At 53.4% G+C, this 20,981-nt stretch carries 22 protein-coding genes; 17 read left to right on the top strand and 5 right to left on the bottom strand.

Annotated features, from left to right (window positions below; all coding sequences use genetic code 11):
* The first annotated feature begins 236 nt into the window (after positions 1–236).
* From HRQ63_RS11230 to HRQ63_RS11215, 5 genes are all read left to right on the top strand, one after another.
* Entirely contained in the window at positions 237–1,274 is a 1,038-nt protein-coding gene (locus HRQ63_RS11230; protein ID WP_172243295.1) for an aldo/keto reductase, read from the top strand.
* The gene (locus HRQ63_RS25900; RefSeq protein ID WP_229714136.1) at positions 1,238–1,576 is read left to right on the top strand and encodes an SDR family NAD(P)-dependent oxidoreductase; all 339 of its coding nucleotides are present in this window, start codon (positions 1,238–1,240) and stop codon (positions 1,574–1,576) included. The genes HRQ63_RS11230 and HRQ63_RS25900 overlap by 37 nt, the downstream gene beginning before the upstream one ends.
* A 58-nt stretch (positions 1,577–1,634) precedes the next feature.
* Positions 1,635–1,853, top strand: coding sequence for an SDR family oxidoreductase (locus HRQ63_RS25895; RefSeq protein WP_229714135.1), 219 nt, complete (start codon positions 1,635–1,637; stop codon positions 1,851–1,853).
* A gap of 135 nt (positions 1,854–1,988) precedes the next feature.
* The gene (locus HRQ63_RS11220; RefSeq protein ID WP_172243292.1) at positions 1,989–3,005 is read left to right on the top strand and encodes an NADP-dependent oxidoreductase; all 1,017 of its coding nucleotides are present in this window, start codon (positions 1,989–1,991) and stop codon (positions 3,003–3,005) included.
* A 53-nt stretch (positions 3,006–3,058) separates the two neighbouring features.
* Positions 3,059–3,631 carry a TetR/AcrR family transcriptional regulator gene (locus HRQ63_RS11215; RefSeq protein WP_172243289.1) on the top strand — a complete coding sequence of 191 codons (573 nt, stop codon included), beginning with the start codon at positions 3,059–3,061 and terminating at the stop codon, positions 3,629–3,631.
* An 81-nt stretch (positions 3,632–3,712) separates the two neighbouring features.
* Here the strand turns inward: HRQ63_RS11215 and HRQ63_RS11210 are convergent, their stop codons facing one another.
* Positions 3,713–4,261 (bottom strand): hypothetical protein, encoded by a 549-nt coding sequence (locus HRQ63_RS11210; RefSeq protein ID WP_172243286.1) that lies wholly within the window; start codon positions 4,259–4,261, stop codon positions 3,713–3,715.
* Positions 4,262–4,607: 346 nt separating this feature from the next.
* Between HRQ63_RS11210 and HRQ63_RS11205 the strand changes: the two genes are divergently transcribed.
* From HRQ63_RS11205 to HRQ63_RS11170, 8 genes are all read left to right on the top strand, one after another.
* Positions 4,608–6,329 (top strand): alpha-keto acid decarboxylase family protein, encoded by a 1,722-nt coding sequence (locus tag HRQ63_RS11205; protein ID WP_172243284.1) that lies wholly within the window; start codon positions 4,608–4,610, stop codon positions 6,327–6,329.
* 245 nt (positions 6,330–6,574) lie between these two features.
* On the top strand, positions 6,575–8,029 hold the full coding sequence (locus tag HRQ63_RS11200; RefSeq protein ID WP_172243282.1) for an N-acetylmuramoyl-L-alanine amidase family protein: 1,455 nt from the start codon (positions 6,575–6,577) through the stop codon (positions 8,027–8,029).
* 231 nt (positions 8,030–8,260) lie between these two features.
* Positions 8,261–8,854, top strand: coding sequence for a hypothetical protein (locus tag HRQ63_RS11195; protein ID WP_172243280.1), 594 nt, complete (start codon positions 8,261–8,263; stop codon positions 8,852–8,854).
* Positions 8,855–9,062: 208 nt separating this feature from the next.
* Positions 9,063–9,824, top strand: coding sequence for a methionine ABC transporter ATP-binding protein (locus HRQ63_RS11190; protein WP_172243520.1), 762 nt, complete (start codon positions 9,063–9,065; stop codon positions 9,822–9,824).
* Complete coding sequence (locus HRQ63_RS11185; protein ID WP_172243278.1) at positions 9,821–10,498, top strand: methionine ABC transporter permease; 678 nt, start codon at positions 9,821–9,823, stop codon at positions 10,496–10,498. Before HRQ63_RS11190 ends, HRQ63_RS11185 begins: the two co-directional genes overlap by 4 nt.
* A 57-nt stretch (positions 10,499–10,555) precedes the next feature.
* Positions 10,556–11,413 (top strand): MetQ/NlpA family ABC transporter substrate-binding protein, encoded by an 858-nt coding sequence (locus tag HRQ63_RS11180; RefSeq protein WP_172243276.1) that lies wholly within the window; start codon positions 10,556–10,558, stop codon positions 11,411–11,413.
* 172 nt (positions 11,414–11,585) lie between these two features.
* A complete protein-coding gene (locus HRQ63_RS11175) occupies positions 11,586–13,289 on the top strand; it encodes a methyl-accepting chemotaxis protein (protein ID WP_172243274.1) in 1,704 nt (567 codons plus the stop codon).
* Positions 13,290–13,848: 559 nt separating this feature from the next.
* Positions 13,849–15,477 carry a glycosyl hydrolase gene (locus HRQ63_RS11170; protein ID WP_229714134.1) on the top strand — a complete coding sequence of 543 codons (1,629 nt, stop codon included), beginning with the start codon at positions 13,849–13,851 and terminating at the stop codon, positions 15,475–15,477.
* Between the two features lie 92 nt (positions 15,478–15,569).
* Here the strand turns inward: HRQ63_RS11170 and HRQ63_RS11165 are convergent, their stop codons facing one another.
* Together HRQ63_RS11165 and HRQ63_RS11160 are read right to left on the bottom strand one after the other, a co-directional pair.
* Entirely contained in the window at positions 15,570–16,115 is a 546-nt protein-coding gene (locus tag HRQ63_RS11165; RefSeq protein WP_172243272.1) for an NAD(P)H-dependent oxidoreductase, read from the bottom strand.
* A 109-nt stretch (positions 16,116–16,224) separates the two neighbouring features.
* Positions 16,225–16,638 carry a winged helix-turn-helix transcriptional regulator gene (locus tag HRQ63_RS11160; RefSeq protein WP_172243270.1) on the bottom strand — a complete coding sequence of 138 codons (414 nt, stop codon included), beginning with the start codon at positions 16,636–16,638 and terminating at the stop codon, positions 16,225–16,227.
* Positions 16,639–16,719: 81 nt separating this feature from the next.
* On the opposite strand from HRQ63_RS11160, the gene HRQ63_RS11155 reads away from it, so the two are divergent.
* Positions 16,720–17,277: a GNAT family N-acetyltransferase gene (locus HRQ63_RS11155; RefSeq protein ID WP_172243267.1), complete on the top strand. Its 558-nt coding sequence runs from the start codon at positions 16,720–16,722 to the stop codon at positions 17,275–17,277.
* A gap of 58 nt (positions 17,278–17,335) precedes the next feature.
* On the opposite strand, the gene HRQ63_RS11150 is transcribed toward HRQ63_RS11155, so the two are convergent.
* Positions 17,336–18,016: a stalk domain-containing protein gene (locus tag HRQ63_RS11150; protein WP_229714133.1), complete on the bottom strand. Its 681-nt coding sequence runs from the start codon at positions 18,014–18,016 to the stop codon at positions 17,336–17,338.
* A 365-nt stretch (positions 18,017–18,381) separates the two neighbouring features.
* Here HRQ63_RS11150 and HRQ63_RS11145 point away from each other — a divergent pair, with 365 nt between their 5' ends.
* The 3 genes from HRQ63_RS11145 to HRQ63_RS11135 all read left to right on the top strand — a co-directional run bounded on the left by HRQ63_RS11145 (position 18,382) and on the right by HRQ63_RS11135 (position 20,103).
* The gene (locus HRQ63_RS11145; RefSeq protein ID WP_172243261.1) at positions 18,382–18,876 is read left to right on the top strand and encodes a hypothetical protein; all 495 of its coding nucleotides are present in this window, start codon (positions 18,382–18,384) and stop codon (positions 18,874–18,876) included.
* Positions 18,877–18,946: 70 nt separating this feature from the next.
* The gene (locus HRQ63_RS11140) at positions 18,947–19,531 is read left to right on the top strand and encodes an SLOG family protein (protein WP_172243258.1); all 585 of its coding nucleotides are present in this window, start codon (positions 18,947–18,949) and stop codon (positions 19,529–19,531) included.
* Between the two features lie 44 nt (positions 19,532–19,575).
* Positions 19,576–20,103 carry a hypothetical protein gene (locus tag HRQ63_RS11135; protein WP_172243255.1) on the top strand — a complete coding sequence of 176 codons (528 nt, stop codon included), beginning with the start codon at positions 19,576–19,578 and terminating at the stop codon, positions 20,101–20,103.
* Between the two features lie 134 nt (positions 20,104–20,237).
* Here HRQ63_RS11135 and HRQ63_RS11130 read toward each other — a convergent pair whose 3' ends face one another.
* Positions 20,238–20,732 carry a hypothetical protein gene (locus tag HRQ63_RS11130; protein ID WP_172243252.1) on the bottom strand — a complete coding sequence of 165 codons (495 nt, stop codon included), beginning with the start codon at positions 20,730–20,732 and terminating at the stop codon, positions 20,238–20,240.
* Between the last annotated feature and the right edge of the window lie 249 nt (positions 20,733–20,981).

Here is a 20,981-nt window from a genome sequence, read left to right as displayed (position 1 = left end):
ATGCAAAAAGATACTCAAAACCGACCGATGCCAAATGAGGCGCAGGTCGGTTTTTTGCTGTGGAAAATAATCATGAAAGAAAATACTTTACCAATCGTTCTAGAAATGGTATCTTTGTTTTCGACAACTGCAAATGTATTTATTCATTTTAGAATGAACGTTCTATAAAAGAAATTTGAACGATAGAAGAACGGAGTCATGAAGTTTTTGAGTTGAAAAACGAGAGGAAGATTGAAATGGAATATCGTTTGCTGGGTGAAACCGGTCTTAAAGTGAGTCAGTTTGTTTTGGGAACCGGAACGTTTGGATTCTGGGGAAATAATACGAAGCAAGACTGCCAGCCCATTCTTGACGAAGCATTAGCAGCCGGAGTGAACTTGATCGATACGGCCGACGTGTACTCTAACGGTCAATCCGAAGAGATTGTCGGCGAACTGCTCAAAGGCCGCAGACAAGACGTGTTGATCGCGACTAAAGGCGGCCATTCGATGGGAAGCGGGCCTAATCAGCAAGGAAGTTCTAAACACTGGATCAAGCAAGCGGTTGACAACAGCCTTAGAAGACTGGGAACCGATTATATTGATCTTTATCAGCTCCATGTTCCGGATGTGAACACGCCGATTGAAGAGACTCTTGAAATCCTTAGCGATCTGGTCCAAGCAGGCAAGATTCGTTACGCGGGAACTTCTAATTTTCAGGCATGGCAGGTCGTAGAAGCCCAGTGGGCGAGTGAACGTAAACATCTCGCGCGTCCTGTTTCCGAACAATCGCCGTACTCTATTTTGAATCGAAGCATCGAACTGGATTTGCTGGCGGCGACAAAAAAATACGGTATTGGAGTGCTCGTGTGGAGTCCGTTGTCGGGCGGTTTGCTTACCGGGAAATATACGTTCGGAAAAGCTTCTTCGGCAGACTCCAGAGCTTCTGCTTTTGCCGGAAACTTGAAATCGATTGTTGACCCGACTCGCCAGGAGAATCAAATCAAATTTGAGGCTATCGCCAAACTTCAGGATCTTGCCGAACAAGCAGGAATGACGTTGGCGCATCTTGCGATGGCTTTCACTCAAGCTCATCCTTCTATCACGGCATCCATTATGGGCGCTCGCACAATCGAACAACTCCGCGAAACGTTAAAAGGAACCGAGGTTCGATTAAGCCATGATGTACTTGATGCCATAGATGCGATTGTGCCGCCAGGCGTCACGTTGGATTCGGTTGAGAAAGGATGGAATCCGGAATGGTTGAATTACCGCGAGAACACCTTGCGAGCATGAGAAAAACCGTACTGATTACAGGCGCATCGGGAGGAATCGGAAAAGAACTGGCAGATCGTTTTGCGAAAGATCGCTCTAACCTGATCCTTATTGCCCGAAATGAAGAAAAGTTGCTGGAACTGGCTAAGATCTATCGGGAAAAGTACGAAGTACAAGTCACGGTTATCGCCAAAGACGTTGCCGCGCCGGACGTACCTGAAGAAATTTTTACGGAACTCGAAGAACAAGGGATTGCAGTGGATGACCTGATTAATAATGCGGGGTTAGGTCTATACGGAAATTTTTGCAAACCAAGTTATTGAAAGAATCGAACATGATTGATATCAATATCAAAGCGCTTGTGACGATGACCAAGTTGTTATGGCCGATTCCAAAATGGTCAAAAACGGCAAGGTCATGGACGCTGGAGCGGTTGCCGAAAAAGGATATCAAGGCTTTTTGCGCGGAGACACGATCATTATTCCCGGACGTTTGAATCGAATAAGAGTTTTGATGCCCAGATTATTACCGCGCAAGCTGATGACGCGAATGATTCGATCCATGCAAGACCTGGAGAAGGAGCTTTTATACCGGAGTTGATTCCAACTACGTCTTTACGTTGAGAAGCCCGATTGATCCAACTCTTTAATAAATAAAAAAATGCGGAAAATAGCGTTCGGCTAGGGCGTGTACGCCATTTTATAATTCGAAATCACCAACAAGGAGCTTATACAATTGACTACGAAGATGAAAGCCGCTCAAATCTCCAAATATTCGAAAAGCCTGAAAGCGGAAATTAACGAGATTCCGATCCCGGCAATCGCAGACCACGAAGTGTTGATCAAAGTTAAAGCTGCCGCAGTGAATCCGCTTGAGATGCTGATTATACGAGGCGAAGTCAGACTGATCCAGGACTATTCCTTTCCATTGACGTTAGGTAACGAATTGGCCGGCACTATTGAGCGAATAGGCAAACAGGTCAAAGCCTTTCGGGTAGGCCAAGACGTCTATACAAGACTTCCTATTCGAAAAATAGGCGCTTTTGCGGAATATGCGGCAGTAGATGCGGACGCAATCGCGAGTATGCCCAAAAACTTGTCTTACGCCGAAGCGGCGTCTATGGCTTTGACAGGTCTTACCGCTTATCAGGGATTGCACGAAGAGCTTGAAGCCAAAGCGGGCCAGTCTGTTTTTATTCCGGGCGGGTCGGGGGGATTCGGTCAAATGGCGGTTCCGATTGCTAAATCCCTGAAATTAAAGATTAGCGTCAGCGGCAATGCCCAAGCTCGCGAGCGCACTTTGGCTATGGGAGCCGATGAATATCTGGATTACTCCAAAGAGCATTATGCCGATCTTTTAAAAGATGTCGACTATGTGCTGGACACATTGGGAGCGGCGGAATTCGAGAACGAATTAAAAATTATCAAGCCGGGCGGAAGATTGCTTTCCCTTAAAACAGGCCCCAACAAGCGCTTTGCCGAAGACCGTCAATTGCCTTGGTGGAAGCGCCGATTATTTTCCGCTGCCGGAGCCAAGTATGATAAAAAGGCAAAGAAGAAGAATGTGCAGTACCGTTTCATCTTCGTTCGATCGGATGGTAAGCAATTGAAGGAAGTGACTAAAATTATTGAGGAAAATCAGGTTCGACCTCATATCCATACTGAAAAATTTGCTCTGGATGATATTAATGCAGCATTAGCGCTTGTTGCAACAGGAAGACCGAAAGGAAAAGTAATCATCCATTTCGAGTGACTTGCTTTCCGGGTACTCCCTTCCGTGTATAATGCAAGAACGGGGTGACAATTATGGCTAGGCACAAAGAATTTGAAATTTCCGAAGTGTTGGATCAAGCGATACATTTATTTTGGGAACAAGGGTACGAGAAGACTTCCATGCAAGAATTAGTGGAACATATGGGTATTCATCGAAGAAGCATCTATGATACGTTCGGTGATAAACACGCGCTGTTCATGGAAGCCCTTAAGCGATATTCCGATATCCAGAATAAAAAATTAGTCGCATTGGTTGCTAAAAAAGAAGCGGTTTACCCATCTCTACAACGATTTTTGGAGATAACCTTGGAAAAGGAAAACGAGCCTCAAGGTTGTTTTATGGTAAATTCCGGAGTTGAATTGGGCGTATTGGATTCGGAAGTAGCCTCTTTTATCGAAAAGGCTTATGACCAGACCGAAGAGTTATTGTACGAGTTGATTGTGCATGGGCAACAAAAGGGCGAAGTTTCCAAAAGCTTGGACGCTCGGGAGCTTTCTTATCATTTCATGAATGCCTGGCTGGGACTGCGCACGATGGCCAAAACGGCAACGAATAAAGACAAAATATCCAGCATTATTCGAAACGCGCTCCGTGTGTTGGAATGAAGCAATCGACTGCAAAAGGCTAGGTTGAAGACTCGCGTAAATAGAGTTTTTCGCCCCGGCCTTTTTATTTTAGGTTGCCGTTCAAAAGTTCGCAGGTCCGGCTTGGCTGGTACAGGCGTAAGCGGAAAGGTCCTGTTTGGACAGGGACAGCACGCGGTCGATCCAGGTTTCGAGTCTTTGCTGCTTGGTGAACGGGTCGCCGCCGATCGGGAGGAGGATGCGGCGGTCTTCGGGAGGGAGTAACGGGATGAGCGGGAAAAGAAGTTCGTCGGCTGCGAAGTCTTGGCGCGGGTAATAGACGATGATCTCTTCTTGGTTGCGAGTATGCACGACCAAGAACTGAAATTCCAGATCGCCGCGCAATACTTCGGCATGGCCGCGGACGTTGGGATGACCGAGGACGTGGGTGCCTTTAAGTTTTCGCAATCGATATAAAAATCTGTCGAATTGCGCTTGGGTCAGGTGGTAGTCGGCGAATACGCAGGTTTCGAAAGGTTTGTTCGGGTTGGTCTCCAGGATCTCGAGGTTTACGATGAAGTCGGAACCTTTTCGCAATATCGGATTCAGATAATCGGTTTGCCGCATTTGTCCTTCATAAGGCTCAAGCAGCGAGCGGACGAGGTCATTCATGTTGCAGTGATCCAGATCGGACCCGTAGGTGATGACAAGCTTCCGGTTGCGTGCGCGGTTTGAGTCAGTAATGGAAATCGCTCCTTTTTTAACAAGTGTCTCTGAGGGGTTAGACGCTTGATGAGGGGCTAATGTTACGGAAGAAGCGCCCCGTACTTTGTCTTGGTTCCAATGGTGCGTTTGCGTTTCAGCCGGGCATAACCTTACATTCATTCGGTACAAAGTATGAGTAATTTTCGCAAAATACTGACCTATCGCCCCGCTTCCGGGGTAATCATAGTTAGAGGTTGACCGTTCGGCGCTGCGCCGAGCGGTCAGCGAGCGATCACGGAAGGAGAGTGTCGGCATGGCAAAAACGATTATGGGCAAAATTCGTTCGAACACACAGGGAGAGGGCGGAGCAACGCTCGGCACCTATTTGTTCGATTGTTTGAAAAAAGAAGGCGTGACCGAAGTGTTCGGCGTTCCGGGCGATTACAATTTCACGCTGTTTGATACGTTGGAAGAATATGAAGGGGTCAAAATGGTGCCGGCCCGCAACGAGCTGAACGGGGGTTACGCGGCGGACGGCTATGCCAGGGTCAAAGGTCTCGCCGCGCTCATCACGACGTTCGGCGTAGGCGAGTTGAGTGCGGTCAATGCGATCGCGGGCGCTTATAGCGAAAACGTCCCGATCGTTCATATCGTCGGATCGCCGAAGTCGCAGAAGCAAAAACAACAGAAGCTCATGCACCATACGCTGATGGACGGCGACTTCGACGCGTTCCGCCGCGTATACGAGCCGATCTCCGCCTATACGGCGATCCTGACGCCGGATAACGCGATGGCGGAGATTCCGAAAGCAATTTCTATCGCCAAGCGAACCAAAAAGCCGGTCTACCTATCGGTCGCGCTTGATCTGGTGCAGCAGCCGCTGACGATGAAAGCACCGAAGCCGGAAGAAGCGAAAACCAACGATTCCTCGTTGAAGTCGGCTTCCAAGCATGCGCGCAAAATGCTGAAATCGGCGAAGCAGGTATTGCTGCTTAGCGATGCCCAGGTGAAAAGCTGGAAATGGGAGCCGTTGGTGCGTGCTTTAGCCGAGCAGCTTCAAATTCCGGTCGCGTCGACGATCATGGGCAAAGGCGGGTTCGACGAAAGCCACCCGAACCATATCGGTACTTACGGCGGCAAAACGGGCAACGAGAGCGTGAGTAAAGCGGTGGACGATTCCGATTGCCTGATTATCGCAGGTTACGTGCCGTCGGACACCAATCTCGGCGGCGAAGGAAGTGAGCCGAATCCGAAAAAAACGATCGTGATCCATCCCGAATCGACGATCGTCGGCGGCCAGATCTATGCGGATATCCGCGGCGAAGACATGCTGCGCGAACTGGCCGCACTGGGATTGACGGCCGAACTGCCGGTGCCTGCCGCAGATCGTCCGTATAACAGCGGCACGCAGCTGGACGGCAGCCATCCGTTGAAAGCGAAAGAATATTACCCGCTGATTCAGCGTCTGCTTCAGCCGGGAGATATCGTCATTGCGGAGACGGGCACGCTGGCTTACGGGCTCTCGCAGGTGCAGCTTCCGCAGGGAGCGACCTATATCGCGCAAGGAGGCTGGCAAAGCATCGGTTACGCGACGCCTGCGACATTGGGCGCGTGCATCGCGGCTCCCAAGCGCCGGGTCCTGCTGTTCACGGGCGACGGATCGCTCCAAATGACGGTGCAGGAACTCAGTTCCATGATGGCGTACGGCTGCAAACCGATCATTTTTGTGCTGAACAACCGGGGTTATACGATCGAAAAGCATTTGAACTTCCGCACGCCGCCTCACAACCAGCCGTACAACGAGATTCCGGGCTGGAATTATTTGAAGCTGATCGAAGCGTTCGGCGGCCATGCGTATACCGAGCGCGTGCGTACGATCGGCGAACTGGCGCGGGCGTTCCGCGATGCCGAGCTTCAACGTTCGGATAAATTGTGCTTGATCGAAATGGTCGTTCCGGACGATATGGACGCTCCCGAGTATTTGCGGCAGGTGAGCAGCGAGATGGAGAAACAGGAGAACAAAAGCAAAAAGTAACAAAGCATCGCCGCAATCGTTCTTTTCGGAAAAGAACGGCATGCTTTTCGATACGCGCGCGCAGCAAAACGGCATCGGTCGACGCCGGAATCCCGCTTGGGGATTCCGGTTTTGTTTTTGTCGGAAAAGAAAAGGCTGCACCGGGAACTTTATGCGGACAAGGAGCGTCTGTACACATGAAGCGTCGGTTCGATATGATTAAGATTTTCGATTTCGGAAAAGGAGAGATGCAGGGTGACGCAAGCATGAAGAAAATTTCTGGACAGACAGCATGGGGCAAGTGGGCCGCGGCATTTTTGGCTTTGGTGGCGGTGTTTTTCCTTTCGGTTCAGGTTGGGCAGGCGGCTTCCGCTACCAAGATCGTCCTCGACGACAGGGAAGTGACCGGTGCCAGAGACGTATTGACCGTAAAAGGAACGACGATGGTGCCGATCCGCGTGATCTCGGAGGAACTGGGCTACGCGGTCGGTTGGAACCCGTCCAGCCGCCAAGTGACCGTCGGACCTTCGGGCGACCGCTTGACGCTGACGTTGGGCAGCCGGGCGGCCGATTCGCCGCAAGGGCCGATCACGCTGGAACAGGCTCCTTTTTCCCAAAGCAGCACGACCTACGTGCCTCTGCGTTTCGTCGGTACGGAGATGGGCTTGAAGGTCAAATGGGATAACGGCGCGAAAACGGTCTTTTTGACTTCGCCGCCCGCGTTGGAACAGCCCGGCGGCACGGGACCGAACGACGACGTCGACCCGCCGGCCGAAGTACCCGGCGGAACGCCGACAACGTCCGCGTCGGTCGAGCAGGTCAGCTTCAGCGAAAACCGGCTGATGATCTCGACCAGCGGGAACGTCACGCCCAAAGTATCGGCCGTCGCGTCGCCCAACCGGATCGTGATCGACCTGCCAGATACGTCGTTCAGCCCTGTATTCGCGGAAGCGCAGGGGCTGCTGGTCGGTCAGCAGGGAAGCATCGCTGCCGTCGGTTCGGCCGACGTGACGGGAATCCGTTTCGCGCTGAACAACGATTCGCCGATGCGGGTACGGGTCGTGATCGATTTGAACAAAGCCAAAAGCTACGAGACTTACCGGGAAGGCAATCTGATCTTCGTCGATCTTAATCGTCAAAGCGGACCTTCCACGCCGGGCGTAGGAGATGACGGCAAAAAGATCGTCGTGATCGACGCCGGGCACGGAGGCAGCGCGACGGGAGCGATCTATGCCGGAGGACCGACGCTGATGGAGAAAGACGTCAATCTCGATATGGCGCTCAAAGTCGAAGCGCTGCTGAAGCAGGTCGACGGTTTGGACGTCGTGATGACGCGCAGCGACGATACGGCCGTTTCGCTGCAAGGGCGGGTGGATATCGCCGAGAGCCTGAATGCCGATATCATGGTCTCGATCCACGCGAACAGCATGCCGAAAGGCACCAAGCCGACAAGTGGCACGGAAACGCTGTACACCAAGCCGGAAAGCAAGCAGCTGGCGGAAACGATCCATAAGCACTTGATCGCCGCCACCGGATTGCCGGACCGCAAAGCCAAGTACCAGAACCTGCACGTCGATCGGGAATCGAATTTGCCGACGGCCTTGGTGGAAACGGGCTTCCTGTACGCGGGAGGCGACGTGGACAAGATCACGGACCCGGCTTGGCAAAACCGCGTCGCGGAAGCGATCGCGGCGGGAATTGAAGAGTATTTAGGCTTGTAGGCAGGGAAAGAAAGCGCGCACGGCGGTGCAGTCCGGTGCAGCCGCTGCTTCGGCCAGGAAACTTGATGACGTAAAAGCATAAGCAAAAAGAGAAGACGAGCGGCCGTTTCCGAGGCGCTCGTCTTTTTGCGCGGGGCGGAAGGCGCCGAGCGATTCGAGCAATCGTTCTTGCCAGTGATAGCGGGCTCAGTCCCGCGGGTAAAAGAACATAGATCGAAAAGGAGGAACGGTATGGCAGACAAAATAAAGCATGCATCGAATACGGACGCAAGCAGCGACGGCGAAGTCCAAGCTTCCGCGATGCGAAGAGAGGACGGCGCGTGGCGGAATGGGTCACGCAAGAATATCCGGCAAGGCCGGCTGTTGGCGGCTTACGCGGCGACGGGATTGCTTACGGGGGTCCTGCTCGGCCTGGCGCTGAAGGCGGTTCAGCATCTGAGCGGCCATGAGGTCTATCGGTTGTTGTTGAACGCGGATTACGTGCCGGTACTGAAAGAACTCCCGTTGAACGAAGCTGGCGAATTCGCGATTCATTTGGCGATCTCGATCGTGCTGTGCATGATACTGGGCCTCATCGGCCAGCGTTTCGCCCGACGGGGACGGCTTTCTTCGAGCTCGGCGGCAGGAGCGACCGCCGCGATCGGCATCGTGATCGGCGCGCTGCTCTATCCGACCACGCTGCTGTCCTCGGGAGGCACGCCGCCGATCGGTAGCCTGCCTTCCTGGTTTTGGTGGTTGACGGTTCATGCGGCGTACGGAGCGCTGTCCGGCGCTCTGCTGTACCGAAGCATCCGTCCGCTTTTCGACGCGCGCTCACGTTATTGAACGACGGTCAATGCGAAAAAGAACGGACAAAAAAACGTTTCGGCGTTTTTTGTTGCGTAAACAAGCATGCCCATTCCTGCGCAGATTGTAAAAATAATATTAAAATTATGTGTAAAAATGGTGACACAGCGCATAGATTGCCTTATAATTTAGTCGATTAAAGAATGTAACAGTTAAATTAAAATACTGGTACAAGGAGGGAGTAGCTATTCTATCCCTGCAAAAAGTCAGCAAGTCGTATACCGCGCAGGGTCAGACTTTTCAAGCTGTTCTTCCTGTGAGCATGGAGATCGAGACGGGCGGCATTCACGGCATTATCGGTACTAGCGGAGCAGGCAAGTCCACGCTGCTGCGGCTGATGAATCTGCTGGAACGGCCGGATGAAGGAAGCGTGTTGTTCGAAAAACGCGACCTTATGCGGGTAAGCGAACGGGAGCTGCGCGAAGCGCGGCGGTCGATCGGCATGATCTTTCAACAGTTTAACCTGGTTCACAACCGCACCGTGCACGGCAATGTGGCGGCGGCGCTGGAATTGGCGAGAACGCCCAAGCAGGACCGGGAGCGGCGAATCATGGAAGTGCTCAGCTTCGTCGGCTTGGAGGATAAAGCGCGGCAGTATCCGGCTCAACTCAGCGGCGGACAGAAACAGCGGGTCGCGATCGCGCGGGCGATGGCCAGCAATCCGAAACTTCTCCTGTGCGACGAACCGACGTCGGCGCTCGATCCGCAGACGACGGAAGAACTGTTGAACACGCTGCTTCATATCAACCGTACTCTGGGCGTCACGATCGTCATCGTGACGCACGAGATGGAAGTGGTTCGGCAAATTTGCACGCGCGTATCCGTCATGGAAATGGGTGCGGTCGTCGATACGTTCGATCTGCCGAAACGTTCGGAAGAACGCGTTCGTCCCAATTTATCGTACCGGGAGCAGATTTTGGGCCTTGTACATAAGGAGGACACGCTATGAGCATCGAACGGATCATGGAGATCTGGACGCAGTATCAGGAGCAGATCTGGGAAGCGATCGGCCAGACGTTCTACATGGTCGGCATGTCCACCATTGCTGCCGTAATTCTGGGCATTCCGCTGGGGACGCTGATCTTTGTGACGAGGCCGGGCGGCATGTTGGCAAATCGGAGCGCTTCAATATTTTTGAACACTCTGGTGAACGTGATCCGTTCTTTTCCGTTCCTGCTGCTGGTCGTGTTCATGTTCCCGTTGACCCGATTGATCGTCGGTACGACCATCGGAACGACGGCGGCGACCATTCCGTTGGCGGTCGTCGCCATTGCGGGATACTCGAGACTCGTCGAGCAAGCGCTGGTCGAAGTGCCGCGCGGCGTCATTGAAGCAGCCCGCTCCATGGGAGCATCGCGTCTGGAGATCGTATGGAAGTTCCTGTACGTCGAAGCCCGGTCGGGCTTGGTATTGGGACTCACGACTTCCATCGTCAGCTTCATTTCTTATTCGACGGTTGTCGGCATCGTCGGGGGCGGCGGAGTGGGCGACTTCGCGATCCGCTACGGTTACCAGCGATTCGAGATGGACGTCACCATTTGCATGATCGTCCTGATGGTTCTGCTCGTCCAGATCGTGCAAGTGCTGGGCAGCACGATTTCCCGCAAGATCGATAAACGGTAACAAGCTACTAGGCATCTGGCAAGTCCAAACATCATTCAACGGGGGTATACCACGATCATGAAAAAGTCTATGCTTCTTATTCTTACTGCATTGTTTCTCGTTCTGGCCGGCTGCGGACAAGGCGGCGGGACTGCGTCCAACAACGCAAACGATACGACACAGCCGACAGCAACGACCGAAAACACGGACAGCAAAGAACTGACGACCCTGAAAGTCGCTTCCCTGCCTGCGCCGATGGACGCAATCCTGCTGCTGGTCAAGCCGCTGCTCGTCGAAGACGGCATCAACCTGGAGATCGTCGAGATGTCCGACAACATCCAACCGAACGACGCGCTGGCGAACAAAGAAGTAGACGCGAACTTCTTCCAGCACGTGCCTTACGCCGAAGCGTATAACGAAGCGAAAGGCGCGAACATCGTACCCGTTCAACCGGTCTACAACGCCCTTTACGCCGGATATTCGAAAAAGTACAAATCGGTCGACGAGCTGCCGGATAACGCGATCGTCGCGATTCCGAACGACCCGCCGAACATCGCGCACTCGCTGCTTTTGCTTGAGCAGAACGACATGATCGAACTCAAAGAAGGCGTCGGCATCAAAGCCACGCTGCAAGACATTACGTCGAACCCGAAGAACTACCAGTTCAAAGAAGTCGATCTGCTGACCCTGAACCGCATGATGGACGACGCCGACCTGGTGACCATGTATCCGGCCTACGCGAAGCCGCTGGGACTGTCAGCCAAGAAGGACGCTTTGATCGTGGAAAAAGACATGCAGGCTTTCGCCATCACCTTGATGGCCCGCGAAGACAATAAAGACGACCCGGCGATCCAAAAGCTGGCCGAGCGCATGCGCGGACCTGAAGTCGTGAAATTCCTGGAAGAAGAATATACGGATACGTATCCGGCGTTCTGAACGCACCGTTTGATTCAACCCTTATAAAACAGGCCAGTCGGCGCAAGCCGCTTGGTCTTTTTTTGTCGAAAAAAGGACTTTAGTCTTAATAAAAGCAAACAAGATACCGAAATATACAGGATGCAATTAAATTTACGGAAATTTTAAGGGACAGCAGAGGAGACGCAACCAGATGAAGCTTACGATCAGACAGAAGTTATTCGGCGGGTTCGGCGCGATGATTGTTTTGATTATTATTTTGAACAGCTTGACTAATATCGGGACTTCGAATTTACGGGACCGGGCGGACGATTTGAAAGACCGCGATATTCCCAGCGTCGTGATGTTGGAACAAGTGAACGACCGGCTCAAAACGATCGATCAATTGACAATGCGCAATATTTTGGAAACAAACGATGCCGATATGGAAGGGAGCCGTGCGGCTGCCGAAAAAGCAATCGATGAACTTAATGCGGCCATCGAGACTTACACGGTTACTTTGACTTCCGACGAAGAACAGGAAAGCGCCGATATGTTCCGTCAAGCCGCTGCGGGTTACGAGCAGGCGGTTACGCAAATCCTGCTGCTGTCTCAAGAAAATAAAGACGAAGAAGCTGCTGCCCTGCAAAAACAAACACAGGATGTCGTGAATCAAATGACGGACGCGCTGCGCGTGTCGATGGATCAGAAAATTCAAACGATGAACGACTCCGCTTTTGCGCAAAGAGAAGAGACCGGCCGAATTCTGGTCATTTCGATCGGCGCATTGGTTACGGCCGTGCTGCTGTCCGTTTTGATGTCTTTCCTCATTGCGCGCAGCATCACCCGTCCGCTGGAACAGCTGACCCGTCAAGTCGGGTACATGGCGAACGGCGAGCTGGATAAAATGGACGAACTTCCGACCGGACTCAAAGGCGAGCTGCAGCATTTGTCTTCCGCTCTGCGCCAGATGGGCGAAAATCAGCGCGGCGTGCTTCTTGAAGTCGGACGGACGTCCGGAGCTTTGGCGACGGCTGCCGAAGAGTTCAAATCGGTAGCGCAAGAAAGCGCGGACGGCGCGGAACACTCGGCTTCCTCCATGCAGCGAATGGCGGAGTCGAGCGAAATGCAGCTTCGGACCTCCCGATCGGGCGGCGAGCTGATGGGGAGTATGTTGGATAAAATCGTCGTTATCCGCGATCGGGTCGGGGAAACGTCGGAAGCGGCCGAGCGTGCCAGCACCCAATCGGAGCAGGGTGTCGAGATCGTCGGCGAAGCGGTGAAGCAAATGCAGTCGACTTCCCGAGGCATGGAGGAAATGACCCAAGCCGTCGAAGCGCTGAATCGCCGTTCGGCCGAGATCGGCAGTATCGTCCAGTTGATCACCGGCATCGCCAAGCAGACCAACCTGCTTGCGCTCAACGCTTCGATCGAAGCCGCCAGAGCCGGCGAACAAGGACGCGGCTTCGCCGTGGTCGCGTCCGAGGTCGGCAAGCTTGCCGAGCAATCTTCGGCTTCCGCCGCGCAGATCATCGGCATGATCGATATGGTTCAAGCAGATACGTTGCGCTTGAGCGGAGCGATCGGAGAAGCTTCGGACCGCGTAGCGGCGGGAAGCGAAGCCATTCAGGCCACGGGCGACCTGTTCGGCCATATTCGCGAAACCGTCAGCCGCGTCGGCTTGCAGAGCGAACAAGCCGTTCAAGCTTCCGGCGAGATGGTCCAAGTCGTCGAAACGGTCGCTTCGGCGATCATGGAAGGCGGCTCCCGCATGGAGCGCACCTCCGAAGAAATCCAAAACGTTTCCGCCGTATCGGAAGAGCAGGCAGCCGCCATGCAGGAAATGTCCGCCGGCGCCGTTTCGTTGTCCGAGATGGCCGAAGAACTCCAACGTTTGAGCGCCAAGTTCAAACTGTGATGTTTACTTTTGAAAATCCTGTTCGTGTGGGAAAGCGAGGGGCGCTGCGGAAGAAATTCGTTTAAAACGCTGTCTCACCCGGAAAACTTGATTGGAATTTAAGTTGTATGTTTTCCGGGTTCAAAGGCGTTTTAAACTGAATTTCTCCCTCCGCTCTGCGCTTTCCTACAAGCAGGCTTTTCAATCAATCATCCCCCTTTCAACTTGAAAGGGGGATGATTGATTAAAGAACCAAAAGCGAGGAGCCGATTGCATAGCTCCTCTTATTTCTTTATAACCTCCCACGGTTTAAAGAGTGTTCCACAGCAAAGCTTGCAGCGGAGGGAGAAATTCAGTGAAGGACGCCTTTGAACCCGGAAAGATTCCTTATTCAAATCCAATCCACTTTCCGGGTGAGACAGCGTCCTGAACGAATTTCTCCCGCAGCGGCTCCCAGCTTTGCCCCCACGAACAGGATTTTAACCCGCCCCTTCCTTCATGAAAGGGGCCTTTTTGCCGATAAAGGAAAAGATAGCCTGCAAGCAAACGAGCAGGCAGCAGAGAAAAGAAGGGGATGAACGTGTTGAGGGGAACGCGAACAGGATTCAAAAAATGGGGAGCCGTCGTATTGGCTGCCGCGCTGCTGACGGGGACGGCGGCGTCGGTGCATCCGCAGACCGTGCAGGCGGCGAGCGTCTGGAACGTTTACAACGACGCCATGCGGCTGGACAAGCAGGGGAAATACGCGCAGGCTATCGCCAAGTACGAGCAGGCCGGACGCGAAATGGCGGCAAGCCGCGATTACGGCAATGCTGGACGCATGTACCGCAACGCGGGCGAAGCTTACGTCAAGCTGAAGCAGTACGATAAAGCCGTCGTCAGTTGGGACCTCGAAGCGACGTATTACGCGAAAGTGAATCTGGTGCAGGACAGCATTGCCGTTCAGCGCAAAGCCGACGCGCTGCGCAGTTCTGTCGAGCTTTACTACGAAACAGGATTGTCCGCGGCGACGCTCAAAAACCGCACCCGCGATTCGGCTCCTTTGGAACCGGCGAACGGCATCCTGCTCGGCGCCTATGCGGAGCAAAACAAGAAGGTGCATAACTCGGCAGGGGGCAAGTTTTACGCGGACGAGTATCCGACCTTCACGGGCAAAAAGCACGCCGGTTATCTGATCTACTTCACCTACGGAACGTCGCTCTCGACCATTCAATCGCATATCAACGCGGCCAAGCGCAACGGAACGGCGATCGAACTCGGGGTGCAGCCGCTTCGCGGGATGGCCGAGGTGAAAGACGACGCCTATCTGCGCAAACTCGCCAAAGACGCGGCCGCGTCCGGCGTGCCGATCTTTCTGCGTTTCGCCAACGAGATGAACGGAAACTGGACGCCTTGGAAAAGCACGCCGCAGGCGTATATCGAGAAGTTCCGCTTGGTCGCCGACGTCTTCCACAAGGAAGCGCCGGACAATGTCGCGATGCTGTGGGCGCCGGGAGCCAATCCGATCGACAACATCCAGAGCTACTATCCGGGCGACAAGTACGTGGACTGGGTCGGGGTCAGCCTGTACTCGATCTACAATCCGACGGCCGATCCGCTGAAGCAGGGCATCGACCGCAGCAGCCATATCGCCAAGCTGGACGCCGTATATAATTGGTACGCCGACAAGAAGCCGATCATGATCGCGGAAGGTTCGGTATCGTATATGTATCCGGAAAAAATGCGCGACGTGACGGAATGGTCCGTCTACCAGACGCAGCAGTTATACGCGACGCTGCCGATGAAGTATCCGAAGGTGAAGGCTGCTTTCTGGTTCGACGTCGATGCCAAAGGAACGACAGACCGCGTCAAATATTACGGCTTGTCCAACAACGACAAGATGCTGGCGACGTATAAAAAAGCGATCGCGAACCCGTATTACCTGAGCGCGGTAGGCGGCAGCACCACCTTGTCCTACAATCCGATCACGACGACCGTTCCGGCCAAGAAGCTGAAAGTCTCCGGCTACGTGAAAACCTGGTCGCCGACGCTGGGCAAAGTCGTGTACAAGATCGGCGGCAAGCAGGTAGGCGCGACAACGACCCCTCCATGGACGGCCGAGATCGACTTTTCCAAGTATAAAGGCAAAAACATCACGATCGAGGTCATTGCTTTCGATAAGCAGGGCAAGTTGATTACGACGCAGTCGGTGAAGACGAAGGTGCAGTAACGAGAACTCGCCTTAACATGAAAAGACGCATCTCCTTTTCGGGAATGCGTCTTTTTGCCGTCGATTCAAAAGGAAGCGGCAAAAATCAAGATTTAAACGTTAACTTCTGTCGCCTTCAACAAATGCTTCGCATACCGCTCCGCGCTCTCCCGAAGCTCTTCCTCGCTCGTCCGCGAATTCACGCCGTAATGGATAAACGGTTCTTCGTAGCCGCTTTTCAAATAACGCGCCGTCATCTCGAACGGAAGCAGCAGCGTGTTCATGTCATGCAGATATTCGCCGCTCGGGCTGTAATCTTTCTTTTTAACGCCGACGGATACCGCAAGGCCGATCGTTTTTTTGTTTTCGAACAGCCAAGAACCTTCGCCGTACGCCCAGCCTTCCAGCAGCACTTCGTCCAGCCATTGCTTCATGAGCGGCGGGCAGTTGAACCAGTAGAACGGGAATTGCAAAATGATGCGGTCATGAGCTTCTACCAGCGCTTGCTCCGCGGCAATATCGATCACGCTATCGGGATATTTCTCATATAACGAGCTGACCGTGATCTCTTCCGGATATTTGCGAATTTCCTCCAGCCATTTACGGTTGATCCGCGAAGTTTCCAATGCAGGATGCGCGGCGATTACCAATGTTTTCATTTCAAACACTCCTTCCGAATTCGTCTCGTTTGAGTACAAGGCTCATTGTAGGAGAGTTCGAAAAGTTTGGTAAGTACGCACTTTTCGGTAACCGCGTTTATTGATCGGCTCAGACCTGCTTCAACCCCGCTCCGCTCGCGAATTGCGCGGCTTCTTCTTCACTCAGGAACGGGCCTTCAAGCGCGAGACTTTTGTCTCCGTATACCCGCTCCACATGGGCTTCGCCCCAATAGCAGAAAAAGTCCAGCACGCCGATCAATCCTTGGCCGTATTCGCTCAGTTCGTACTCGACGCGGGGAGGAACCTCGTTGTAGTCGTGGCGCAGAATAAGTCCGTCCCGTTCCAGTTCCCGAAGCTGTTGGGTCAACATTTTGTGGCTGATATTGGGGGTGAGGCGTCTCAGCTCGTTAAAGCGTCGTTTTTCGGTGACCAGATGGTACAGAATGATGCTTTTCCATTTGCCGCCGATGACATCGAGAGTCGCTTCGACGCCGCTTTGATATTTTTTGATAGGTGGTTCCATCGGGAGGGCCTCCTTTACTTTTCAGCTTAAGTTAGAATAACATGATTGAGCCGAATATTGTGCCGGGGGAGCTGAATAGGAATGGAACCGAAGACGTTTGCCGGAAAAGGATTACGTTACACGATTCGCTGCGCCGAACTGCGAGATGCCGCCGAATTATCCGCTTTGCGCGTGCGAATCGACGGAGAGACCGAGCATATGGATCGCGAAGCCGGAGAAGGATTTATGGATGAAAAGGACTTCGAGATGCTGATTACGGCAGACTCGGAGAGTGGCGTAAGACTGTTTCTTGTCGCTGAAGCGGATGGAAATCTTGTCGGTTACGCCAGATGCGAAGGCAGCGTATTGCGCAGGTTCGCCCATCGCGCGGAGTTTGGGATTTGCGTAGCAAAAGCGTATTGGGGATGCGGGATCGGCGGCGAGTTGCTGCGGCATGCGCTGGATTGGGCGGACGGAAGCGGAATCGAGAAGGTGAATCTGTCGGTGCTGGCTGCCAACGAATCCGCGATTCGACTGTATGCCAAACATGGATTCGAAAAAGAAGGCGTATTGAAAAACGATCGGAAGCATGCGGACGGCCGCTACTACGATACGGTGTTGATGGGGCGATTTCATGCAAAAACAGCTTCGCTCTCCTGATCGGGAAAGCGAAGCTGTTTCTTTTTATGCGCCGCGGTTAACCGACCGAAGTCGATTATTATTTGCCGCTCCATACGATATCCACGACGTTTAATCCTTTGTTGCTGCCCGTGCCCGGTTTGGCATCGACCGTAACGGCGAACGATCCGCCCGCGTCTATGATAGAGATGGCCGATGCGCTGACTTCCTCGGATTTGCTGGTAGCGCCTTTTTTCGCGAAGTATTCTTTGTACTGGTTGCCGAGCGACAGCAGATCCTGCTTCGTCGTATACTTGAACGTCGCCGACGGCGTGCCCGTTCCGCCTGCTACGCCTTCAACCAGATCGTAGACTTTGGCGTCGGACGGAAGCGGGAAATCTGACGGGATCGTGGTCGGACGTTGAACGGAAGACGAACCTGTCGAAGGCGTCGCAGGCGTCGTCGTGTTTCCGCCGGTCGAACCCGAAGAGGTACCGCCGCCGATCACCACGCGGCTATTTTTTGCATCATAGGTTACGGAGGTGTTCAGCGCTTCGCCGATCGAACGTACAGGCAGGTAAGTGGTGCCTTTGTACGTGATCGGAGCGAGCGTTTTGCCGTTGCCGTCTTTCGGCGTATAGGCGCTGCCGTTCACGACGATGCCGAGACCGTTATTCAAGGAGGCGCGGATTTCCTGAAGATTGGCACCCGCATAGACGCCGGCCGAAGCCGTTAGAGTAAGTACCGCACCGAGTGCGACAGCAGTCAATTTTTTCTTCATCGTAAAATTCATCCTTCCGAAAATGTAATGACCGACCGGGTAAGCATGAACAAGCCTTATAACCTGTCGAAGTATGTAAGGTCGGCAGTAACCATTAACCCCCATCTGTTCCTGTTAAACGGTTTATGAAGTAATTGGGACGTTTGGCGTCCATATGGGATGCATAGGCCCGAAACGGGTAAAAAAAGCTTGGGCGCGCCGTACCCGGCAAGCAAAGTGTCAAGGGAAAGAAGACCAGCTTCGAACGCGAAGAACCGGACGGGGAGAGGGAAACGGAGATACGAAATCTTCGGGATTAAGCTTGGCGAGATCGGGCACAGCGCGACATGAAGCGAGCGGGTTAATATGGAAAAGGGGGAGCACATATGGAACTTTATTTTTCGGATAACTTTTTTAACGCGGGACAGACCGAGATTTTGAATCCATCCGGCGAAGCGGCGGGAAGGCTGGATCTGAGAAGCATGATCGGTTCGGCGCTGGACGTGTACGGACCCGGCGGCGAACTGCTGTATACGGGACGATTTCAAATGATGCTGCGCCGTTGGCGGGTGCTGGATGCGGGGGAGCGGGATATCGGCCTTCTGCGTCCGCGATTTACTTTGTTCACGAAAAAATTCGAATACGACGCGGGCGAGCGCGGCGTGTACGAGATCGAATCGCCGAACTTTTCCAAAGAATACGTGATCACCGAAAACGGGACCGAAGTCGCGCAGTTCGCCCGTACGAGCGGTTGGATTCGCAGCGGCGCTTATCGGCTTTCCAATCGCTCGCTGCTGTCCGATTACGAGATGGTCGCGGTCGTCATGGGCGTCAACGCGATCCGTAAGCGTCAGAGATCTTCAGCGAATTCCGGAGGGTGAGCGCGGACTCCTAATCGATCCGCCGCATATGGTACACTGAAAGGAAAGACGTCAGGGAGGCTGTACGAACGTGAAAAATTTGCTGGTCACCGGCTATCGCGCGAACGAGCTCGGAATCTTTAACCAAAAGCACCCCGGTATCCCGTTTATTCGCGAAGCGATCAAACGCCGGTTGATTCCGCTGATCGAGGAGGGGCTGGAGTGGGTGCTGACCCCCGGCCAATACGGCGTCGATCTGTGGGCGTGCGAAGCGGTGATCGAACTCAAACAAGATTATCCGCAGCTCAAGCTGTCGGTTCTTGCGGCTTTCGCGGGAATGGACGAGAAGTGGAGCGACGAGAAAAAAGAATATTGGCAGAACTTGCAGAAGCATATCGATTACTACCGACTGGTCAGCAAGGAGCCTTACAGCGGGCCGTGGCAGTTCAAAGCCCGGGACGGACTGCTGCTGCGCAAAAGCGACGGGATGCTGCTGGTCTACGACGACGAGGCATCGCCGGGCAGTCCGCGGTATTTCCGGGAAGCGGCGCTTCAGATGCGCGAGGAAGAAGGATATCCGCTGATCCAGATCACGCCGGAGGATATCCAATCGGTCGCCGAAGACATGCAGGCCGATCTGGCCGACGCGCATAGCGACGGAGGCGATTGGACTTAGATTCGAAAAACGGTGTCAGCATCGAACCGAAGGGGGAGGCAGGCATGGAACTTTATTTTTGCGGACAAAAAAGGCCGTTCGGCAAAGGCGTCATTCGTCAGATCGGCGGAAACCGGAAAGGCTCGATCGATTACAAAGGAGAAGGCGAAAACGGTCTGTACGTGCTGGACGGCGACGATTACGTGCTGTACCGCGGCTGTTTGGAACGGTCATCGCAGAAATGGGTAGTCCGGGATGAACGGGAAGAAGTCGTCGGGCGTCTGAGCCGGGAGAAAAACGGTCTTGAAACGTATTACGGATACGATGCGGGCCTGCGCGGCTATTATCGGATCGAGTCCGACGTCGGCGGATACCGCATTGAAGGAACGAACAAGGAAGCGGCGTTCGTCGATACGAAAAAGCATCGGTTGAAAGGCCATGAATACTGGCTGCAAACCGAGGATCAGATGGAAGGCAGCGTGAGCGAATACGAATGGGTGGCCGTGATTCAGGGCATCGAAGTGCTCCGCGGTCAGCGTTCTTTTTGGTCGCAAACGATCACCAACGCAATCAGCGGAATCGTTCCTTTATGATCGTATGGGAAGAGAAAGACAAAGATGCCGAAAAACCGCTTGAAGACACGTTTGAACGTGCTTCAAGCGGTTTTTTTCGCGCTTTCGGGGCGATTCGTTCGACAAGCGCGATCGCCGAGAGAACTTGCCCGATTTTACTTGCGGTTAAACGTAAAGCCTTCTTCCGTCAAGTACTCTTCCGTCTCCTCGCGCGTCTCGAACGCCATCTCCAGGCTGAATCCCGAATAGATAAAGAACGTCTCGTCCTCGAACTTGAGAATCAGTTCCTGCCCGTCGCCGTTTGTCCAGATCTCGTCCCCGGCCGACTGCGCCGAAGCGGCCGAAACAGGTTTCGACGGAGCGGCTCCGCCGACTGGCGACAGCGAACGGATCGAAGCGTCCACGATCTCGCGCAATTCGGATTCCGTAAAGTCGCGCACGTTCACGAAGCCTTTGTCGTCCGTATCGTAATCCCCGACCAGCCCCGCAAACACGAAGCCGTTGCCGTTCGGATGAAAGCGGTAGCCGACGATTTTTTTCTCGTGCGCGCTGCCTTCAAAATGATAATTGACCCGACCCATCGACACGTCGTTGCGCGTAAGCTCCGGAAAAGATTCCAAAATCGCGATTTTTTGTTCAAAAGTAAGCATAGATAAGGTGAACCTCCAAAGGTTTGATGAATGAATATCCGCCGAGCCGTTATAGGCCCCGTCCGTAATTCTTTTGTTAGTATAGCATGTTGTACTCTTCTACCGCTCAAAAAACACGATTCGATTGAACCATTCAAGGGCGGAGAGAGAAATTCGTTCAATACGCTGTCTCACTCGGAAAACCGGATTGGAATTTTAGAGGGTAGTTTTCCGAGTTCAAAGGCGTATTGAACTGAATTTCTCTCTCCG

The organism is Saccharibacillus endophyticus (assembly GCF_013185185.1).
In the GTDB taxonomy this organism is placed as follows: domain Bacteria; phylum Bacillota; class Bacilli; order Paenibacillales; family Paenibacillaceae; genus Saccharibacillus; species Saccharibacillus endophyticus.
Note: the sequence above shows the minus strand (reverse complement) of the source record. Positions and strands in the feature narration are given on the sequence as shown.

Bases quoted from the DNA above. Each gene is read 5' to 3' on its own strand.
- HRQ63_RS11160 (WP_172243270.1), bottom strand. From the start codon at position 16,638: ATGGAACCACCTATCAAAAAATATCAAAGCGGCGTCGAAGCGACTCTC.
- HRQ63_RS11175 (WP_172243274.1), top strand. From the start codon at position 11,586: ATGAAGCTTACGATCAGACAGAAGTTATTCGGCGGGTTCGGCGCGATG.
- HRQ63_RS25900 (WP_229714136.1), top strand. From the start codon at position 1,238: ATGGTTGAATTACCGCGAGAACACCTTGCGAGCATGAGAAAAACCGTA.
- HRQ63_RS11150 (WP_229714133.1), bottom strand. From the start codon at position 18,016: ATGAAGAAAAAATTGACTGCTGTCGCACTCGGTGCGGTACTTACTCTA.
- HRQ63_RS11215 (WP_172243289.1), top strand. From the start codon at position 3,059: ATGGCTAGGCACAAAGAATTTGAAATTTCCGAAGTGTTGGATCAAGCG.
- HRQ63_RS25895 (WP_229714135.1), top strand. From the start codon at position 1,635: ATGGCCGATTCCAAAATGGTCAAAAACGGCAAGGTCATGGACGCTGGA.
- HRQ63_RS11185 (WP_172243278.1), top strand. From the start codon at position 9,821: ATGAGCATCGAACGGATCATGGAGATCTGGACGCAGTATCAGGAGCAG.
- HRQ63_RS11200 (WP_172243282.1), top strand. From the start codon at position 6,575: ATGAAGAAAATTTCTGGACAGACAGCATGGGGCAAGTGGGCCGCGGCA.
- HRQ63_RS11155 (WP_172243267.1), top strand. From the start codon at position 16,720: ATGGAACCGAAGACGTTTGCCGGAAAAGGATTACGTTACACGATTCGC.
- HRQ63_RS11180 (WP_172243276.1), top strand. From the start codon at position 10,556: ATGAAAAAGTCTATGCTTCTTATTCTTACTGCATTGTTTCTCGTTCTG.
- HRQ63_RS11230 (WP_172243295.1), top strand. From the start codon at position 237: ATGGAATATCGTTTGCTGGGTGAAACCGGTCTTAAAGTGAGTCAGTTT.
- HRQ63_RS11165 (WP_172243272.1), bottom strand. From the start codon at position 16,115: ATGAAAACATTGGTAATCGCCGCGCATCCTGCATTGGAAACTTCGCGG.
- HRQ63_RS11210 (WP_172243286.1), bottom strand. From the start codon at position 4,261: ATGAATGACCTCGTCCGCTCGCTGCTTGAGCCTTATGAAGGACAAATG.
- HRQ63_RS11205 (WP_172243284.1), top strand. From the start codon at position 4,608: ATGGCAAAAACGATTATGGGCAAAATTCGTTCGAACACACAGGGAGAG.
- HRQ63_RS11130 (WP_172243252.1), bottom strand. From the start codon at position 20,732: ATGCTTACTTTTGAACAAAAAATCGCGATTTTGGAATCTTTTCCGGAG.
- HRQ63_RS11195 (WP_172243280.1), top strand. From the start codon at position 8,261: ATGGCAGACAAAATAAAGCATGCATCGAATACGGACGCAAGCAGCGAC.
- HRQ63_RS11145 (WP_172243261.1), top strand. From the start codon at position 18,382: ATGGAACTTTATTTTTCGGATAACTTTTTTAACGCGGGACAGACCGAG.
- HRQ63_RS11135 (WP_172243255.1), top strand. From the start codon at position 19,576: ATGGAACTTTATTTTTGCGGACAAAAAAGGCCGTTCGGCAAAGGCGTC.